The sequence below is a fragment of the Flavobacterium sp. genome (assembly GCF_035299245.1).
Classification (GTDB): Bacteria; Bacteroidota; Bacteroidia; order Flavobacteriales; family Flavobacteriaceae; genus Flavobacterium.
In genome coordinates, this window is the sequence record NZ_DATGWY010000004.1 from 423,391 (window position 1) to 442,138 (window position 18,748).

The 18,748-nt window shown below is 37.3% G+C and carries 14 protein-coding genes; 7 read left to right on the forward strand and 7 right to left on the reverse strand.

What is annotated here, in order from left to right:
* The first annotated feature begins 296 nt into the window (after positions 1–296).
* The 4 genes from VK161_RS03490 to VK161_RS03505 are packed head-to-tail and all read left to right on the forward strand — an operon-like array spanning position 297 to position 2,758.
* The gene (locus tag VK161_RS03490) at positions 297–683 is read left to right on the forward strand and encodes a hypothetical protein (RefSeq protein WP_324213368.1); all 387 of its coding nucleotides are present in this window, start codon (positions 297–299) and stop codon (positions 681–683) included.
* A gap of 12 nt (positions 684–695) precedes the next feature.
* A complete protein-coding gene (locus tag VK161_RS03495; RefSeq protein WP_324213369.1) occupies positions 696–1,430 on the forward strand; it encodes a polyphosphate polymerase domain-containing protein in 735 nt (244 codons plus the stop codon).
* 1 nt (position 1,431) lies between these two features.
* A complete protein-coding gene (locus tag VK161_RS03500) occupies positions 1,432–2,070 on the forward strand; it encodes a DUF4956 domain-containing protein (protein WP_324213370.1) in 639 nt (212 codons plus the stop codon).
* Positions 2,063–2,758 (forward strand): DUF2490 domain-containing protein, encoded by a 696-nt coding sequence (locus VK161_RS03505; protein ID WP_324213371.1) that lies wholly within the window; start codon positions 2,063–2,065, stop codon positions 2,756–2,758. The genes VK161_RS03500 and VK161_RS03505 overlap by 8 nt, the downstream gene beginning before the upstream one ends.
* Here VK161_RS03505 and VK161_RS03510 read toward each other — a convergent pair.
* The 7 genes from VK161_RS03510 to VK161_RS03540 all read right to left on the reverse strand — a co-directional run bounded on the left by VK161_RS03510 (position 2,755) and on the right by VK161_RS03540 (position 12,704).
* Entirely contained in the window at positions 2,755–3,537 is a 783-nt protein-coding gene (locus tag VK161_RS03510) for a DUF3050 domain-containing protein (RefSeq protein ID WP_324213372.1), read from the reverse strand. The genes VK161_RS03505 and VK161_RS03510 overlap by 4 nt on opposite strands.
* Positions 3,538–3,652: 115 nt before the next feature.
* Positions 3,653–4,297, reverse strand: coding sequence for an HAD family hydrolase (locus VK161_RS03515; protein ID WP_324213373.1), 645 nt, complete (start codon positions 4,295–4,297; stop codon positions 3,653–3,655).
* 206 nt (positions 4,298–4,503) lie between these two features.
* Complete coding sequence (locus VK161_RS03520; RefSeq protein WP_324213374.1) at positions 4,504–5,682, reverse strand: acyl-CoA dehydrogenase family protein; 1,179 nt, start codon at positions 5,680–5,682, stop codon at positions 4,504–4,506.
* 342 nt (positions 5,683–6,024) lie between these two features.
* Positions 6,025–10,242: a T9SS type A sorting domain-containing protein gene (locus tag VK161_RS03525; RefSeq protein ID WP_324213375.1), complete on the reverse strand. Its 4,218-nt coding sequence runs from the start codon at positions 10,240–10,242 to the stop codon at positions 6,025–6,027.
* Between the two features lie 300 nt (positions 10,243–10,542).
* On the reverse strand, positions 10,543–11,250 hold the full coding sequence (locus VK161_RS03530) for a tRNA1(Val) (adenine(37)-N6)-methyltransferase (RefSeq protein ID WP_324213376.1): 708 nt from the start codon (positions 11,248–11,250) through the stop codon (positions 10,543–10,545).
* A 250-nt stretch (positions 11,251–11,500) separates the two neighbouring features.
* Positions 11,501–12,025 carry a ribosome maturation factor RimM gene (gene rimM / locus VK161_RS03535; RefSeq protein WP_324213377.1) on the reverse strand — a complete coding sequence of 175 codons (525 nt, stop codon included), beginning with the start codon at positions 12,023–12,025 and terminating at the stop codon, positions 11,501–11,503.
* Positions 12,026–12,038: 13 nt separating this feature from the next.
* A complete protein-coding gene (locus tag VK161_RS03540; protein ID WP_324213378.1) occupies positions 12,039–12,704 on the reverse strand; it encodes a 30S ribosomal protein S16 in 666 nt (221 codons plus the stop codon).
* A gap of 166 nt (positions 12,705–12,870) precedes the next feature.
* Between VK161_RS03540 and VK161_RS03545 the strand changes: the two genes are divergently transcribed.
* From VK161_RS03545 to dnaE, 3 genes are all read left to right on the forward strand, one after another.
* Positions 12,871–13,566 (forward strand): DUF6252 family protein, encoded by a 696-nt coding sequence (locus VK161_RS03545; RefSeq protein WP_324213379.1) that lies wholly within the window; start codon positions 12,871–12,873, stop codon positions 13,564–13,566.
* A gap of 137 nt (positions 13,567–13,703) precedes the next feature.
* Positions 13,704–14,063, forward strand: a complete 360-nt coding sequence (locus tag VK161_RS03550) for an RNA-binding protein (protein WP_324213380.1) — start codon at positions 13,704–13,706, stop codon at positions 14,061–14,063.
* 161 nt (positions 14,064–14,224) lie between these two features.
* The gene (dnaE, locus tag VK161_RS03555) at positions 14,225–18,745 is read left to right on the forward strand and encodes a DNA polymerase III subunit alpha (protein ID WP_324213381.1); all 4,521 of its coding nucleotides are present in this window, start codon (positions 14,225–14,227) and stop codon (positions 18,743–18,745) included.
* Positions 18,746–18,748: the final 3 nt, after the last annotated feature.

An 18,748-nucleotide genomic window follows, 5' to 3' on the forward strand; every position in this document is an offset into this window, starting at 1 on the left:
TTTCTAAATTTCTAAGAAGTCTAAAAGGTCTGAGCAAGTCACCCAAAATTACATAAATTATCGAACAATTTCTATTCACCACTATTTTTTGCCGTGATGGTAGTAAAAAGTAAATAGTTTAGAAAAGCTCCTTTTTTTGATAAAAATGAACGGTATTAAAAAAAAAACGTGGAAGCATTTTTAAATCCATGCAACAAATTATAGCAATAATTTATTCAGTTCAAAGTCATGTCTTCAGAAATCATTATGTTATTGTCTCCAAAACAGTATATTTGTGTTAATTAATTATAAATGAAATGAATAAAAAAGTTATACTATTAGTATTTATTATCATGGGATTATGGTCATGTTCTCATGATGAAGGTTATGGAGGTTTAGCATCCATCTCAGGGAAAATCTATGGGAAAGATTTTAATTCCAGCGGATTTTTAGTCAATGAAGATTATATTGGTGGTGTAAAAGTGTACATCAGCAAACACGGTGAAACCAACTATTTTGATAGCATGGATTCGGCTTACGATGGTTCATTCAAATTCAATTATTTGCACAAAGGAACCTATGATATTTGGGTTTTTGGCGATTGTGATTATTGTTCTTGGGATCAGGTGTTTGTGTTAAAAACCATTGAAATAACCGATAAAAAACAAGAGGTTGTGACAGAAGATTTTGTTATTTCATTCTAAAATAATAACTAAATGATGTCTTTTCTAACAGCGATGAACACAGTTTCTTTAACGGAACTTGATAGCGTTGCATTGCTCAATCGTATCGACAATAAGTACGTTCTCAACAGACAACAGTTGGAACTTATTTTGCCTGTTATTCAGCAGAATTACAGAGTATTGATGATTGGAAATGACAAAATATTTACCTACGAAAATAACTATTTTGACACCAAAGATTTACAGTTTTATTATGATCATCACAATGGTTACACCAATCGGATGAAAGTAAGAAGTAGAAAATATGTAGAAACCAATATGAGTTTTTTCGAAATTAAGAAGAAAGAAAATATCGATAGAACGTCAAAGATTCGAGAAAAAATAGACCAATTAATTTCGATCATTGATGAAAACAAAAAAAGAGCAGTGCAACAATTATCTCGAAAGCCAATTGCCGATTTAAGTGTAATTCTGAACAATAAGTTTAATCGAATCACTTTTGTTAATGAAGAATTGTATGAGCGAATAACATTGGATTTCAACATTCATTTCTCTGATGAATTGAGTCAAAAGCAATTCGCAGATCTTTATGTACTCGAAATCAAGCAATCCAAATCTAATGGACGATCAATAATCACCGAATTACTAAAGAAAAACAACATCAGAGAACAACGTTTTAGCAAATATATTTTTGGCGTAATTGCTTTAAAAGAAAATATTAGAATGAATAATTTTTTGCCCTTAATCAAAAAAATAAACAAATTATAATATGGAAACAGAAGAAAAAGTAGCTGCAGTTTTTAGCCTATATGATTTTTCAATCAGAGCTATAATTGATGTTTTGGCTATAGTGATTTTAGTTGGGTTGATTTATTATCCCAAGCATAAAAACAAAGACTTTATTTTCACTTTTGTACTCTTCAACGTCATCAATTTTATGATTTGTTACTTGCTTGGAGCAGCAAAAATTAAAATGGGATTTGCGTTCGGACTTTTTGCTATTTTTTCCATAATTAAATACCGAACGATTGTGGTTTCCATCAAAGATATGGGCTACTTTTTCGTTTGTGTTGCATTAGGAATGCTCAATTCGTTGGCCAATTCAAGTGATGGCTTTATGATTATGATTGTATGTAATGTAGTGATTTTGATTCTGACCTTTTTCTTAGAACGATTGAATTTTATTAATAATGAAAATGTTAAAGAGATTATTTACGATAACGTGCGATTAATCAAACCCGATGTGCGCGATGAGCTAATTGCTGATTTAGTTGAACGAACGGGTTTAGAAATTCATAAAGTAGAAATTGTGTCAATTAATTACTTAAAAGATACGGTTCTACTTAAAGCCTATTATTATGCAAAAGAAAGTGAAAATATGTTACCAACAGCTTCTGATAATGACTAAGAAAATACGATTCCTTTTTTTGTTGATTGGTTGTTTTGGTTTTGCTCAAGACACCGATACGCAATTGCGATTGAGTCCTTCATTGAGTTATAAAATTAATAAAAAATGGAAAGTAGACTTTAATTATCGTTATGCGTTAGAAAAAGATGTTTCTACTTTTCAAGCCAGTGTATTTCAGCTTTCGGGAGAATATAAAATCAACAAAAGAATAGCTTTAGAAGCAGGTTATCGTTACACCACTTCATTTGAAAACGATAACCAACGGTTGTTTGCCTCGTTTATTTTTGATTATAAGATTAAGAAATTCACTCTCACATCACGAACACGCTACCAATTCAGCACGCCTTATTTCAATGCTGATTATTGGAACGAATTCAAAGAACCGAATCAATACCTTCGCCAGAAATTCACTGTAGATTACAACATACCCAAAAGTAAAGCTTCGGTTTATTTCTCTCCTGAATTTTTTATTAAACTAGAAAGCAATGAAGTAAAATACCACAGAACTCGGTACCAGTTTGGGAGTGATTATAAGTTAAAATACGGAAATACAATCGGACTTTCAATCATGTACGAAGATCGATTAAATCCGACCAAAACCGATCGTTTCATCATCACCACTAAATACAACTTATCGATTGATGAATTGGTTAAAAAACTGAATAAAAAAGAGAAGAAAAAAGGTTAAACCAAGGCTTCTTTTTGAACCAGTTGCTCCTCAATAGCATTCCATAATCCGATGCGTTTTTCTAAGGCCAAAACGGATATTTCCTGCACTTCTCTCCATTTTTGCTCCGATTCGCCACACAATTCAGTAATCATTTGCATCGCCATTGGACCGTGTTCATCAGCATCCAATTCGATATGACGCTCAAAATAATAGATTAATTTTGACAAATTGGTTTCTGGGAAATTGGTTTGAAAATTGCGCAAAATTTCGGTAAACATAGTCGGAATCAGATCTTCTCTTCCAAAAGTAAATGCAGCAGCAATTTTGTGTGGTTTTCCTTCTTCTATCACGCGGAAAGTAAAGTCCAAAAACGCTTTCACATTCGGATGTAAATCACTTTGCTTAATAGAGACAAAAATGTTCTGAGTGGTTTTTACATTCTCTAAAAAAACACCAACCGCATTCGTGTTTGCACCGCATTGTTGCATCGCATCCAAATACATTTCAAAATGACTTTGACGTGTGCCATCCAATGCCAAATCCGTTTCTTCGGCTACTACAATTTCGTTGATTAAATAGCGAGTTTCCGGACTTCCAACAGGCAACCAAGGTGTAGATGTACAGGTTAATTTGTTTTGTAAGGCTTTCAATAACGACATGAAATCCCATACGGCGTAAATATGATTCTCTAAAAAGCAATGCAAATCGTCTATCGTTTTCACTTTTTCATAAAGCGAATGTTGGAGTAATTGCTGCTTTTGATTTTCGATGGATTGATTGATAATTTGAATAGTCATAGCGTTTTTTTATATTATCTACGATTACAGTAGGCCTTTTGGATGTAAAATGTACAACAAAAGTAAAAATGCTTCCCGAATTAGAGAAGCATTTTGTATCATTTTTAGTTATTGTTTAATTTGTTTTTGTTAGCAATTCGCCTAATTCATTCATACTAAAACAAATAGGAAAGTTTTCGTCTTTAAAGCGTTCGGTGTTGTCATCGTTCACAAACCCGATGACGTCAAATCCGCCCGATTGTGCTGCTTGGATTCCGGTTGCACTGTCTTCTATCACGATGCATTCGTGTACTTCAAATCCCATGGTTTTGGCTGCGTGTAAAAAAATATGTGGTTCGGGTTTCCAACTCTGAATGTCATACGAACTGAATATTTTCCCTTCAAAATGATGAATGAGATTTGTTGTTGTTAGATTGCGAATGATTTTTTCCCGTGGTCCACTTGAAGCCACGCAAAACGGAATGTTAAGCGAATTTAAAACTTCGTGAATTCCGTCAATCGGTTGTAAATTCAATGCAAATTGCTCAAATGATTTTACTCTGAATTGGTGTTCAAAATCGACAGGTAATGATTGACCATATTTAGTTTCGATGTAGTTCAAACAGTATTTCAATGATTTTCCAGTGAAGTTTTCCAGTGCTTCTTCGTGTGAAATTACAACGCCCAATTCATTAGCCATTTCCGTCAAAACGGTACTCGAAATCGCCTCGCTATCCACCAAAACACCATCGCAATCAAAAATCACACATTTGTACTTCATCTGAATTTTTTTAGTAGTGTAAAAGTAAAAATGCTTCCCTATTGAGAGAAGCATTTTATATTTTTTTGCCACAGATTCACAGATTTATTTCATCTGTTCGACCATTAGTCTCGAGTTTCAAATTTCTCCAAATCTGTTTTGCCAAATTGAAACTTGACACGAGCCCAAAGGGCGACTAGAGAAGCAAACTTTAAACCTGAAACTTTTTATTTAAACGCTGGAATTCCCGTAATATCCGCACCTGTAATCAACAAGTGAATGTCGTGTGTTCCCTCATAAGTGATTACACTTTCTAAGTTCATACTGTGACGCATGATCGAATATTCACCTGTAATTCCCATTCCGCCTAACATTTGTCGTGCTTCGCGAGCAATGTTAATGGCCATATCCACATTGTTTCTTTTCGCCATCGAAATCTGAGCTGTAGTCGCTTTTCCTTCGTTTCTCAATACACCCAATCTCCAAGTCAACAATTGCGCTTTGGTGATTTCAGTAATCATTTCTGCTAATTTCTTTTGTTGTAATTGGAAGCCAGCAATCGGTTTGTCAAACTGAATGCGCTCTTTTGAGTAACGCAAAGCCGTGTCGTAACAATCCATTGCAGCACCAATCGCACCCCAAGCAATTCCGTAACGAGCCGAATCCAAACACATCATCGGCGCGCCCAAACCAGATTTTCCGGGTAATAAATTCTCTTTTGGCACTTTTACGTTGTCAAAAATCAATTCGCCTGTAGCCGAAGCACGTAACGACCATTTATTGTGCGTTTCCGGAGTCGTAAAACCTTCCATACCGCGTTCCACAATCAATCCGTGAATTCTTCCTGATTCATCTTTCGCCCAAACTACTGCAATATCGGCAAAAGGCGCGTTTGAAATCCACATTTTAGCACCATTCAACAAATAATGGTCGCCCATGTCTTTGAAGTTGGTTACCATTCCACTCGGATTCGAACCGTAATCAGGTTCAGTCAATCCAAAGCAACCCATAAATTCACCAGTTGCTAACTTTGGTAAGTATTTCATGCGTTGTTCTTCGGTTCCGAATTTCCAAATCGGGTACATCACCAACGATGATTGTACCGATGAGGTAGAACGAACACCCGAATCACCGCGCTCAATTTCTTGCATAATCAAACCATACGAAATTTGGTCTAAACCAGCGCCACCGTATTGCTCTGGAATGTACGGACCAAATCCGCCAATTTCACCCAAACCTTTAATAATCTGTTTCGGAAATTCTGCACGTTGTGCATAGTCTTCGATAATCGGAGAAACTTCGCGTTTTACCCACGCACGAGCCGAATCGCGCACTAATTTATGTTCTTCAGTTAGCAAATCATCTAACAAATAATAATCGGGAGCTTGAAATAAATCTGGTTTCATAGTTTAGTCATTGCGAGCGCAACGCAGTAAAGCGATGCAATCTCATTTTACTTTAAAATTGAGTTTTTACGAAAACGTTTGCAAAGGTAACAAAACAAATTTGAGATTTTGCTCAACAATTGTTATAAATTTTCCAATTTGTCAAACTGAGTTGGTCATGCTGAGCTTATCGAAGTAGGAAGCTTTCTCCAGCCTTACAGTCCAAGATTTTTCCAAAAAAGGTGTTTTTCTAAGGCCAAAAAAGAGCTCCTAGTGTCGCTTTTTTTCGCCAAGAAAAACTACCATTTTTGTTCAAAATGCTTTCCATTGCAGTCTGGGCTAAGGCAATGTTTCTAGATAGAACTATTTTTTAATCACTTTTACATAATTAAACTGATTGCTGCTTTTGTCGTGAGCAATAATAAAATACGTCCCAACGGCGTAATTTTCCATATCAATTTCCCATTCGTTTTCGCCAATTTTTTTATAATGAGGACGAATGTTTTTTCCATCGATAGCATAAAAACTCAACTCCAAATCGTCTATTTCTGAAATCGATTTAATATGAAACAAGCCTTTAGTCGGATTAGGATAAGCCGTTACATTTGAAATCGTAGCCGTTGAAAAATAATCAATAGCCAGAATCTCATCCGAAGCCAAAGAAAAACACGAATCACTAATTTGATAATAACTTCCTGCACAATCCGTTGATAATCGCTGAATGTAAAGTACTTTGTTGATTAAACTAAATTTCAATTTTCCAATAACTGCCGATTCCGAATACACATTGGCCGAGTCATTATTCAAAACCGTTGAGCTACTAGTCGAGCCAAAATGAGTGTAGTTTATAACGTGTATCACGTTGTTGGACAAATCCAAACTCAAATAAGCAGTTGCAGTAGCATTCGAACAATTGGTTCCGATATTCAAACGAACAAAAACGGTATTTTGACTGCTAAAAACAGAGGTGAAATCATGTACTTGATGCGCATTAGCATCTGTAAATTGTCCACTCGTTAATGGATTGTTACATGTGCTTGGCTGAACTGTATTGTCAATTCCGTTTCCATCACTATCCATAGTCGACCAACATGAGGTGTTCACTCTAAAATAAGTCGAACCACACGGATCAAGTAATCGTGATGCATACAGAATATTATTGTTCAAATAATAATTAATTTGACCATTGGTAGTTGAATTACTGATGACAGAGTTGGTTTCATTCCCGGTTACTATTGCACTAGCGGTTGAACCAAAATGCTGATAGGAAAGTACATGGATGCGGTCGTTATCCAAATCAATAATGGCTTTCAAATTGTTGTTCGAATTGTTGCAATTGGTAAATCCGTTCAAATCCACATAAAACAAACCTGATGTTGCATTGTTGAAATTAGTCACTACAAGAGGTTGATTAATTCCTGTTGTATTTTCTGATTGTGGAATACTGTTGTTGCATTGTTGAATTTCGTCCAAATCGCCATTTTCCAAACCGTTGTACACATTCCAACACGATTGTTGTAATGAAATTGGCACACTACTGCCACACGCATTCGAAATATGATTCAAGTACAAAATGTTGTTAGTTAGAATAAAGGAGATTTGCGAAAAAGCATCGCTTCCACTAGTAATAACATTGGTGTTGTTTCCAGTAAATGTGCTCGAAGAATTATCAAAATGATGGTAACTCAGCACGGTAATTTTATCGGTAGTTAGGTTTACAATTGCGGTCAAATTCCCAACCACACCATAACAAAGGTTGTAAAAGTTGATTTTTACTATAAATTCACCGCTTGTTGAACCACCAAAATTAGTCACATTAACTTGGTTTCCTGGATTGAAAAATCCACTTGCCGGAATCGTATTGGTGCACGTTATAGTAAAATCTTCATCCGAATTCAAAGCCAAACAACTTGCCGTGTCAAAATTCACATTGATGAAATTGGTAATGGTTTTTAAATCGGAAATTCCATACGAATCGGTTACGGTTAAAGTGACATCAACACTTCCTGTGGATAGAAATTTTACCTCTGGATTTTGTGAACTTGCTGATGTTCCGTTCAAGTAAATCGGTGTTTTAGAAAATGACCAATTCCACGTGGCGCCCGAATACTTCAAAATACTATAATCCATCAATTGAATGCGTTGATTGATGCAAACCTCTTTTTGATTGGTGGTTGGTTGTGCAATCGGGGCAACATAGGGTTCGTAGAAATCAATTTCTTGAATACCTCTATTTCCTGCTGCGCGTACTTTTTCTTGATAATGTGAAAGCTTCAAATAGATGCGATTGGCCAGTAAACTTCCGCTCAACAATCCACCTGAATAATCGTCCCAATTGGTCATGGAATTGTTTCTGTAATAGCATCTTGCCACCGAATTTGAGTCGAAACCGATGAGATAAATTCCACCATTAGTTCCGTATTGATGTGCCATTTCTTTGACTGTAAATCCGTTTAAAGCACTAGTGTCAAGGGTTTGCCATGATTGTCCACCATTGGTACTTTTAAAAATACGATACGAATTATTTACAGAATAGTTGCCGCTCCAATTGATGTATGCCAACCAAAGTTCGTTGGGATTGGTTTGTGAAACGTCGATAAAACATTGCAAACCATTAGCATTGTAGTTGGAATTGTGTAACGTGAAGTTGTGTTGCGTCCAATTGATACCGCCGTCAATTGTTTTCCACAATCCATTGGATTCGGTGGTAACATATAGTACATTCGGATTGCTTCGCGTAGTTTTTATGTTCCAAACGGTCGAACCAAAAGTGCGTAAAACCTGATTGGATATTCCGTTGTCATACGAAACATACACTTTGTTTTCGTATGCTGCATAAACGATATTGCTGTTGACTACATTGGAAGTGATGTCGCTATTTCGTTCGCCATAATAATAATTATTGGAGTTCATCGAAAACGGAAAGGTTGACGCTACATTGGTGTTGAATTGAGAATCAATTTGTTTGAATCCTTGAAAAATATCGGCAAAAAACAGCGAGTTGGGTCGGCTGAAAATAGAATAACCAACGGGTGCTTCAGCTCCGCCTAAAATGATGGTTTTGCCGTTATTCCAATTCGGATTGTGCATGTTGTCGCCATTATGGTATTTTCCGCTTCCCATTTGATCAGTGTTAAAGCCTTGGTCGAACGCCCATAATTCTAGATCGAAAAGACCTTTATTGGTGCTGTGCCAATTGGAGATAGAAGTAAAATTATCAGTAGAAACACTCACGCCACCATCGGTAGAAACTACTACTGTGGCTCCACTAAAGTCAAGGTCTTGAATGTCGGGATGAATCGGAAAATTACCGTCGTAACCACCAAGAGCAGTAAAATTCAATCCACCATTAGTTGATTTGTATAATGTAGTTACACCCACATAATAGATGTTGGAATTAACAGGTGAAATTCCGAATGCAAAATCATAAAAACCTTGTGAGAAACCCGAATTTAAAGTTGATAAATGCATAAATGTTTCCCCCGAATCAGTGCTTTTTAACAATTCTACGTATTCGCCAGTCAAAAAAGCAATCACAATTAAATTCGGATTGGACGCTGAAACACCCAACAAATAACCATCTTTACTAGTGTTTAAATTATAATTGGTTGTTTTTAATTGCCACGTTGTTCCACCATTGGATGTTTTGTAGAAATTTCCATTAACGTCAATGGCGTAGGCAGTAGAGGCGCTTCCGGGTTTGAATTCAACATCGTAATAATTGCCAGCTAAATTGTTGCTAAAAGAGGTTCCGGCATTAGTAGATGTGAAAATTCCCTGATTGGATGCTGCCATGATGGTAGTTCCATCCGACGACCAGATGATTTCATTACACGAAGCAGTTACAGGTTTTGTTTCCCAAGTCAATCCGCCGTTGGTGCTTTCTCTCAACGGATTACTACCCAAAATTATATTGGAAGAGTTCGTTGGGTTGAAAGCAATTGGTCCGGAATAATCACCTAAAAAACTCCAATTATCACCACTGTCTGTGGTTTTAAAAAGAGCGCCTGTTTCGGTAGAAGCCATTCTGATATTGGGTGTTGAAGGAGCCACAGCAATGTAATACACATTGGATTGCATGGGAAGTTGGGTGCCATTAGAGTCGACCGTTTCCATTGGGCCAATTTGAGTCCAATTGGGCATTAAAGCTGATCGATTATTGGTTTGATTTACCGAGTTTTCAGTGGTGTTTTTTATGGTTATGAATCCATTGTTGTCAATCCAAGTTGGTGGAACACTTTTGAAAAAGTTGAGTGCAAATCGCACAATCGGAATTTCAGTGATGCTCTTTTTTAATTCCTCGAATTCTCCTTTTTTGCCTTCCTTTTTTTCTTTTGCAATGATTGCTTCACCTCTTTTTTTGGCATCATCACTTTTCAACCAATCGTTAATTTCTTTCTTCATCTGAACCACATTGATTTTGTCGGGATCAGAGTAGAAAGGAATAGCCCAAGAAGGTGTATCTTGAGTTTGTTTGGGTAAGTCGGCAAAATTGATGTGATCTTTTATGGATGTTTTTCCCGATTGAGCAAAGGAAAAAATAGTGAATAATACCAGTAGCAGAGTGATTTTTGTCTTCATAATAAAGTAGTACATTTTAACTCAAAAGGATTGAGAATCACAAATCTACTATAATATTTTGATGCGAGTTCGATGTGAAGAATTATTTTTCAGCCATGAATTATCGAATTTAGCCAAGTAACTATTTGATTCAATTCGAATGTTCATCGGAGATGAACAAATTTTAATCCAAAATTCTAAGTTAATTTGTGAATTTGTGGCAAAATAAATGATAAAAAAGATTGTTGTCGTTTAACAAATTGACTGTAATTGTCCTTTATTTAGTGATAGTAAAAACAGAAAATCTAACAGAAGAGAATATTAAAATTTCAAATAAAACTCTTTCGTCAAGTGGATGTAATCGTCGGTATACTCATGACGGTTGATTTCGATGACCAATTCATCGGCTTCCAAAACGGAAAGTTCGTAGCGTTTGAAAGCGAGTAAACTCCGTACAATAGGTGTAGTGTGCGAACCTTTGACACGTGTCACTTTTACGGGAAATAGTTCCGCTTCAGCACATAAATCAATGAATCGTTCTTCTTCTTTAAAAGGAATGATGACTGCAAAAATTCCGTTTTCAGACAAAAGCAAACTAGCAGCATCAACTAATTCTTCAAAAGGCAAAGCGTCTTGAAAACGAGCTAAATCGCGCGAATCGTTATCGGTTTTGTAGTTTTCGGAGTAAAAAGGCGGATTGGAAATGATAATATCGTACTCGTCTTCGGGTTCGTCTACAAATTCGTCCAAACCGGCGTGAAAGCAAAACAATCGATCGCTCCAAGGTGAAACTTCAAAGTTTTCGACGCATTGTTCGTAGGCGTCTTCGTCAATTTCGATGGCGTCAATTTGCTCGGCTGAAGTTCGCTGAGCGAGCATCAAAGAGAGAATTCCCGTTCCAGCTCCAATGTCCAACACCGAAAAAGGTTTGTTGTCAATCGGGCACCAAGCGCCAAGTAAAACAGCATCTGTACCTATTTTCATGGCGCAGCGATCTTGGTTGATGGAGAATTGTTTGAATTGGAACATTTGATTTTTAGATTTTAGGACTGTAAGACTCGCTTCGCTCCCGGATTATAAGATGGTAAGATTTCAAGATAAACGTACTTTAGTATTTTATTGCCCTAGCCCTGATAGAGCCGATATCCTCCGATGGACAAAAACAAAGGCTTTGCCTGTAGCTTTTTGCCAATCGGAGATAAAGGCGAAAGCAGGAAAAAGCTTCAAAAAAATCATATAATCTTAAAGTCTTACAATCCTAAAATCTTGCAATCCAAACCTACAAGTACATCTCCACCAAACCTTCAGGCAAATTCATCACGACTTTTTTGTTTTCGCGATCAATTTTTACTAAAAACTGGTCAATCATTGGGATGAGGATTTCAACGTTGCCGTTGATTACTTCAAAAAGTGGTTGTGCGGCGGAGTCATTGATGGAGACAATTTTTCCGAAAACACCCAATCGTTGATCTTCGATTTCGAATCCGATTACTTCGTGAAAATAAAATTTATTGCCTTCAAGTTTTGGGAGCATTGAAATCGGTAAGTAGATTTCGCAACCCATGATTTCGTCGGCATCGGCTTCGGTGTCAACGTCTTCAAATTTCACTTTGAGGAAGTCGTTTTTGTGTAGTGAGGAATGTTCAATAAAAAATGGAACCAGATTTTTGTTGAACTCAACAAATACTGATTCCATATTTTCATATAATTCGGGTTCGTCGGTATCTAAATAGATAAGGACTTCTCCTTTGAAACTAAACTTTTTAGCGATTTTGCCTAGATAAAAACAATCGTCTTTACGCATTATCGCCACTTTATTAAGCTTCTGCTTCTTCGCTAGCTTCGTCAGCAGCTGGAGCTTCTTCTGCAGCAGCTTCTACTTCTGGAGCAACTTCTGCAACCGCTTCTTCAGCAGGAGCTTCAGTAACTTCAGCAACAGTTTCTTCTACAGTGTTTTCAACTGTTTCAGTAACTTCTGCAACTGTTTCATCAGCAACATTTTCTACTTCTTCAGCAACTTCTTCTACTGTTTCAGCAGCAGCAGCTTTAGCAAGACGTTTTTCGTTAGCTTCTTTTTCAGCTTTTAATGCTTTGGCTTTAGCTTCTGCTTGTTTTTTTGACAAACCGTCTTTTTTAGCATCAACTTTACCTGCTTTTTCTTCTAACCATTTTGCCAATTTAGCATCAGCTTGTTCTTGAGTTAAAGCGCCTTTGCGAACTCCACCATCTAAATGGTGTTTCAATAAAGCACCTTTGTACGAAAGAATAGCTCTAGCCGTATCAGTTGGTTGTGCTCCATTGTGTAACCATTGAACCGCTTTGTCAAGGTTTAAATCAATAATAGCTGGGTTAGCTGTTGGGTTGTAAGTTCCTAATTTTTCTAAGAATTTACCATCTCTTTTTGCGCGTGCATCAGCAGCAACAATCCAGTAAAAAGGCTTTCCTTTTTTACCGTGTCTTTGTAATCTAATTTTTACTGACATAATCTTTTTGATTAATTTGAGGTACTCGACCTCTGTTATTTAAGGGCGCAAATATACAAAACTTTTTGATTCAAACTACTCATCGATTACAAAAGTTATTTTTTTAGTTAAATTACTATGACAATTCATTAAAAAAACTATTTTTGTGGTATTAATAAAGATTACTATGAAAAAACTATTTTCAATATTAGCTTTGGCTCTACTTTTCTCTTCGTGTGAGGAAGATGTCAAATTAAACGACCCAGGTTTTCAGGCTTTTAGAGATGATGTGCTGTTTAGAGGATTGCAAGTTACAGCTTACCGTTCGGGTAATGGAGCGATAAGAATTGAGGCATTAGCAGAAGATCAAGAACTCACTTTACATATGTCAAACTCAGTAAGAGGAACTTACTATTTAGCATCAACCAATGTTAATAACTGGGCAGAATATACTTCGTCATTTGATGATGTAGTGGTTGATTATTCAACCCGAGAGTCTTTTGAGCCCATCACTAGCATTGCTAACGCCATTTTGATTGGAGGTACAGGTTATGTGTCAAGCAATTTAGTGGGAACAACCAATACTGGAAACGGAATTGGAATGTCGGTAAAAACTACTGCTGTTGATGGAGTTATCAAGTCGGTTAAAATTGTGAATTCGGGTTCTAATTATCAAGCAGGTGATATTATTACCATTAATGGTGGTGACAATAATGCAAAATTCAGAATTTTGAGTGAGATTAAAATTGATAAATACGAAAATGGGTTAATTTCAGGTTCGTTCAAGTTGAATCTTAAAAATATATACGATAATCCTTTCGGACAAGAATTGGTTAATTTCCAAAACGGAGCCTTTTACAACATTCCGGTTGTACAAGAATAAATTTTGTTAATCGCAATAATTACAAACCGTTGTGTAACAAACACAACGGTTTTTTTATTAATAATCAATTAATTACAAAAAGATGGTAGCTTTCGTTTTATTTAACCTACCTTTACGCAGAATTTTAAAATTTACATATGAACATTTTTGTTGGAAGTCTTCCTTGGAGTATTGAGGAAGCAGATTTAAGAGAGTCTTTTGAGGCTTACGGAACAGTTGACTCTGTTAAAATTGTAACTGATAAATTTACTGGAAGAAGTAAAGGATTCGGTTTTGTAGAAATGCCAAATGACGAAGAAGCTCAAAAAGCTATCGACGAATTAAACGGTGCTACAGTAGAAGGTCGTACAATTGTAGTGAACAAATCAGAACCAAAACCAGAAGGTGAAAGAAGAAGTTTTAACAACAACCGTTCAGGCGGTGGTGGTTACAGCGGAGGCGGAAACTCTCGTGGTGGCGGAAGCTATAATGATAGAAATAGTGGTGGAAGATACTAATCTTTAAACACACACTTTACAATAAAAACCATTCGTTAACTCGGGTGGTTTTTTTGTTTTTGTTGATAACTAAAATTGAAATTCAGCGGCATTAAATGTAAATTTGAAATTGATTTTTAACTTGTTTGGATTTTGTTTTTTGTCATTTGGAATTTACGCCTATGTATTTAATATTCGATACCGAAACCACCGGATTACCGCGCAATTGGGCCGCGCCAATTACTGATACCAACAATTGGCCACGATGCGTTCAGATTGCCTGGCAATTGCACGATGCAATGGGAAATCTCATTGAACATCAGGATTATTTAATCAATCCCGAAGGATTCAATATTCCCTATGATGCCGAGCGCATTCACGGTATATCAACCGAACTCGCGCAACAAAACGGAATCGATTTAAAAATTGCTCTAGAACGTTTCAACGAAGCACTTTCCAAAGCCAAATTCATTGTAGGTCAAAATGTTGGTTTTGATGTGAATATTATGGGTTGTGAATTTTACCGAATGGGAATCGATTCACCCATGTCGCAAATGCCCATTTTGGATACGTGTACCGAAACCACAGCCGAACTCATCAAATTGCCTGGCGGACGCGGTGGAAAATTCAAATTACCTACGCTAACGGAACTACATCAATACCTCTTTGGAGTTCCATTTTCTGAAGCGCATAATGCAACTGCCGACGTTGAAGCTACTACCCGATGTTTCTTAGAATTAATTAAGCGCGAAGTTTTTACCAAAGAAGAACTCGATGTTCCGGCGAATTATTTTACCGAATTCAACGAACACAATCCGAAAGAAATTCAACTTATTGGGTTGAAGCACATCAATCTGAAACAAGCTTCCGACGAAATCAGAAAGCAATTCCAACCCAAGGAAGAACCTGTTATTTCGCACGAAGAAAAACAGCAAAACCAACAAACTTTAGTTGATACTGATTTTGTTCATTTGCACAATCACACCCAGTTTTCAGTGCTTCAATCGACAATCAGTGTTCAAGATTTGGTAAAAGCTGCAGTAAAAAATAAAATGCCTGCCGTTGCCATCACCGACATCGGAAACATGATGGGCGCGTTTCACTTTGTGCGCGATGTGTTGTACCACAATAAATCGGCCGCAGCTAAAAATAAAGCGGCTGAAGAAGTTGGAGAAACACCAACCGAAACCATAATTAAGCCTATTGTGGGTTGCGAATTTTTCGTTTGTGATAATCATAAAGACAAATCCCGAAAAGACAACGGTTACCAAATCGTTCTCCTCGCTAAAAATAAAAATGGGTATCATAATTTAGCCAAAATGGCTTCAATAGCTTATACAGAAGGCTTTTATTATGTGCCGCGTATCGATAAAAACATCATTCAAAAATACAAAGACGACCTGATTGTACTTTCAGGAAGTTTGTACGGTGAAATTCCGAGTAAATTGCTCAATATAGGTGAAAACCAAGCCGAAGAAGCTTTGCTATGGTGGAAAGAACAATTTGGAGCCGACTTGTACATCGAACTCATGCGCCACAATCAAGAAGATGAAAACCGTGTGAACGGCGCATTGATTGATCTGGCAAGAAAACATCAAGTAAAAACGATTGCTACCAACAACGTTTTTTACATCAATAAAGAGGATGCCAACGCTCACGATATTTTATTGTGTGTACGCGATGGTGAAAAACAATCTACACCCATTGGTCGCGGTCGCGGCTACCGTTTCGGATTGCCCAATCAGGAATACTATTTCAAATCGGGTGACGAAATGAAGCAATTGTTTTCGGATTATCCTGAAGCCATTTCAAACATTAGTGAAGTAGTAGACAAAATTGAAATTTACGACCTTGCACGCGAGGTTTTACTTCCGAAATTTGATATTCCAGAAGAATTTTTAGTGGCTGAAGATGAAGCGGATGGCGGAAAACGCGGTGAAAATAAATACTTGCATTATCTTACTTACGAAGGTGCCAAAAAACGCTACAAAGAAATCACTCCCGAAATCAAAGAGCGATTGGATTTTGAGTTGAAAACCATCGAAAATACGGGTTATCCTGGTTACTTTTTGATCGTTCAAGATTTCATTGCCGAAGCCCGAAAGCTAGGAGTTTCCGTTGGTCCAGGTCGTGGTTCGGCTGCAGGTTCTGTTGTGGCGTATTGCCTCTGGATTACCAATATTGATCCATTAGAATACGATTTGCTTTTTGAGCGTTTCCTGAATCCGGATCGTGTGTCGATGCCCGATATTGATATCGATTTTGATGATGAAGGCCGAAGTAAAGTTATGGATTACGTAATCGAAAAATACGGTTCCAACCAAGTAGCGCAAATCATTACCTACGGAACCATGGCGGCCAAATCGTCGATTAGAGATACCGCACGTGTATTGGATTTACCGTTGTTTGAAGCCGATAAAATTGCCAAATTAGTACCCAATTTAAAGCTGGACAAAATCTTTTCAATGGATCAAACGGCTTTGAAACAAGCACTTCGAGCTGAAGAATACGACAAAGTAAAAGAATTAATCGAACTCGCTAACGAAGGCAGTTTGAGCTCGGAAACCATTACACAAGCCAAAATATTAGAAGGGAATCTGCGTAATACCGGAATTCACGCTTGCGGTGTCATCATTACGCCTAGTGATATTACCAATTACGTTCCCGTTGCTACCGCCAAAGATTCGGATTTGTACGTGACGCAATTCGACAACTCAGTCGTGGAAAGTGCTGGTTTGCTGAAGATGGACTTCTTGGGACTAAAAACCCTAACGCTAATTAAAGACACGGTAAAATTAGTGAAATACCGAACCGGAATCGACCTTGATCCCGATGCATTTCCGATTGATGATGTGAAAACGTATGAGTTATTTCAACGCGGCGAAACGGTCGGAATATTCCAGTACGAGTCGGTTGGGATGCAAAAATACTTGCGCGATTTAAAGCCAACGGTTTTTGGAGATTTGATTGCGATGAATGCCTTGTATCGTCCCGGACCATTAGAATACATTCCGTCGTTCGTAAAAAGAAAAAATGGTGAAGAACCGATTGTATACGATCTAGAAGCCAACGAAGAATACCTAAAAGAAACCTACGGAATTACAGTATACCAAGAGCAAGTAATGCTTTTGTCTCAAAAATTAGCCAATTTCTCCAAAGGTGATGCCGACGTTCTGCGTAAGGCGATGGGGAAAAAGCAAAAAGATGTATTGGATAAAATGAAATCCAAATTCATCTCCCAAGCCATGGAAAACGGGCATCCGGAAGATAAATTAGAGAAAATCTGGAAAGACTGGGAAGCGTTTGCACAATATGCGTTCAACAAATCGCACTCTACATGTTATGCGTGGATTGGCTATCAAACGGCGTATTTGAAAGCGCATTATCCAGCTGAATACATGGCAGCCGTGCTTTCGAATAATATGAACGACATCAAACAGGTTTCGTTTTTTATGGAAGAATGTAAACGCATGGGATTGAAAGTGCTCGGCCCAGACGTGAACGAGAGTTATTATAAGTTTACCGTTAACGAAAATTACGCTGTTCGTTTCGGAATGGGAGCGATCAAAGGCGTTGGTGCGCCAGCCGTTGAAACTATTGTTGAGAATCGCAAAAGCGGAAATTACAAATCGATTTTTGATTTGGCTAAACGAATTGATTTGCGAGCTGCCAATAAAAAAGCATTCGAAAGTTTGGCATTAGCAGGCGGATTTGATTGTTTTACGACAACGCACCGTGCGCAGTATTTTCACGATGATGGCGATAACATTACGTTTCTGGAAAAAGCGATGCGCTACGGTTCCAAATTCCAAGAAAATGAAAATTCATCGCAAGTGAGTTTGTTTGGAGAAACCAGCGAAGTACAAATCGCCGAGCCAGTAGTTCCGCCTTGCGAGGAATGGAGTACGATGGAAAAACTCGCCAAAGAAAAAGAAGTAGTCGGAATTTACATTTCGGGTCATCCGCTCGACGATTACCGTTTTGAGATGAAATATTTTTGCAACACCAAACTTGAAACGTTGAAAAACCTCGAGCAGCACGTTAATAAAACCTTGTCGTTTGGTGGAATCATTACCAATGTTCAACACAAAACGGCAAAGAATGGAAAAGGTTGGGGTTCGTTTGTGTTGGAAGGTTATGACGAAAGTTACGAATTCCGAATTTTTGGTGAAGAATACTTGAAATTCCGACATTTTTTAATTCAGAATAACTTCTCGTACATCAAAATTATGGTGCGTGAAGGTTGGATCAATCAAGAAGGCAAAAAAGGCGAACCGCGCATACAATTTCAATTAGTTCAGTATTTACAAGATGTACTGCCTTCGTTTGCTAAAAAGTTAATAGTGTTGATGGATGTGAAAGAGATTCAAAGTACCACCGTAAGTTTGTTGAACACCATCTTCCAATCGAACAAAGGCGACAATTCGGTTGTGTTTGAAGTAATGGAATTGGAAAAAGTAAAACGATTGGCAGTAGTGGAAAAATCAACCATTGACAACGAAATTTCTGAAGACGAAATCAGTATCGAAACGGAAGCCGATATAGAAAATAACGACGAACCAGAAATTGCTATGACCGAAGAAGTCGAAGAAATTCGAGTTGTGACCAAACTATCAATGCCAAGTCGAAAATTAAAAGTGAAAATCTCTAATGAACTATTAACTGAGTTAGAGAAGTTGCAGATTAATTTTAAACTGAACTAGTTA

Excerpts from the sequence above, each read along its gene's own strand:
- VK161_RS03490 (WP_324213368.1), top strand. The coding sequence starts at position 297 with ATGAATAAAAAAGTTATACTATTAGTATTTATTATCATGGGATTATGG.
- VK161_RS03495 (WP_324213369.1), top strand. The coding sequence starts at position 696 with ATGATGTCTTTTCTAACAGCGATGAACACAGTTTCTTTAACGGAACTT.
- VK161_RS03500 (WP_324213370.1), top strand. The coding sequence starts at position 1,432 with ATGGAAACAGAAGAAAAAGTAGCTGCAGTTTTTAGCCTATATGATTTT.
- VK161_RS03505 (WP_324213371.1), top strand. The coding sequence starts at position 2,063 with ATGACTAAGAAAATACGATTCCTTTTTTTGTTGATTGGTTGTTTTGGT.
- VK161_RS03510 (WP_324213372.1), bottom strand. The coding sequence starts at position 3,537 with ATGACTATTCAAATTATCAATCAATCCATCGAAAATCAAAAGCAGCAA.
- VK161_RS03515 (WP_324213373.1), bottom strand. The coding sequence starts at position 4,297 with ATGAAGTACAAATGTGTGATTTTTGATTGCGATGGTGTTTTGGTGGAT.
- VK161_RS03520 (WP_324213374.1), bottom strand. The coding sequence starts at position 5,682 with ATGAAACCAGATTTATTTCAAGCTCCCGATTATTATTTGTTAGATGAT.
- VK161_RS03525 (WP_324213375.1), bottom strand. The coding sequence starts at position 10,242 with ATGAAGACAAAAATCACTCTGCTACTGGTATTATTCACTATTTTTTCC.
- VK161_RS03530 (WP_324213376.1), bottom strand. The coding sequence starts at position 11,250 with ATGTTCCAATTCAAACAATTCTCCATCAACCAAGATCGCTGCGCCATG.
- rimM (WP_324213377.1), bottom strand. The coding sequence starts at position 12,025 with ATGCGTAAAGACGATTGTTTTTATCTAGGCAAAATCGCTAAAAAGTTT.
- VK161_RS03540 (WP_324213378.1), bottom strand. The coding sequence starts at position 12,704 with ATGTCAGTAAAAATTAGATTACAAAGACACGGTAAAAAAGGAAAGCCT.
- VK161_RS03545 (WP_324213379.1), top strand. The coding sequence starts at position 12,871 with ATGAAAAAACTATTTTCAATATTAGCTTTGGCTCTACTTTTCTCTTCG.
- VK161_RS03550 (WP_324213380.1), top strand. The coding sequence starts at position 13,704 with ATGAACATTTTTGTTGGAAGTCTTCCTTGGAGTATTGAGGAAGCAGAT.
- dnaE (WP_324213381.1), top strand. The coding sequence starts at position 14,225 with ATGTATTTAATATTCGATACCGAAACCACCGGATTACCGCGCAATTGG.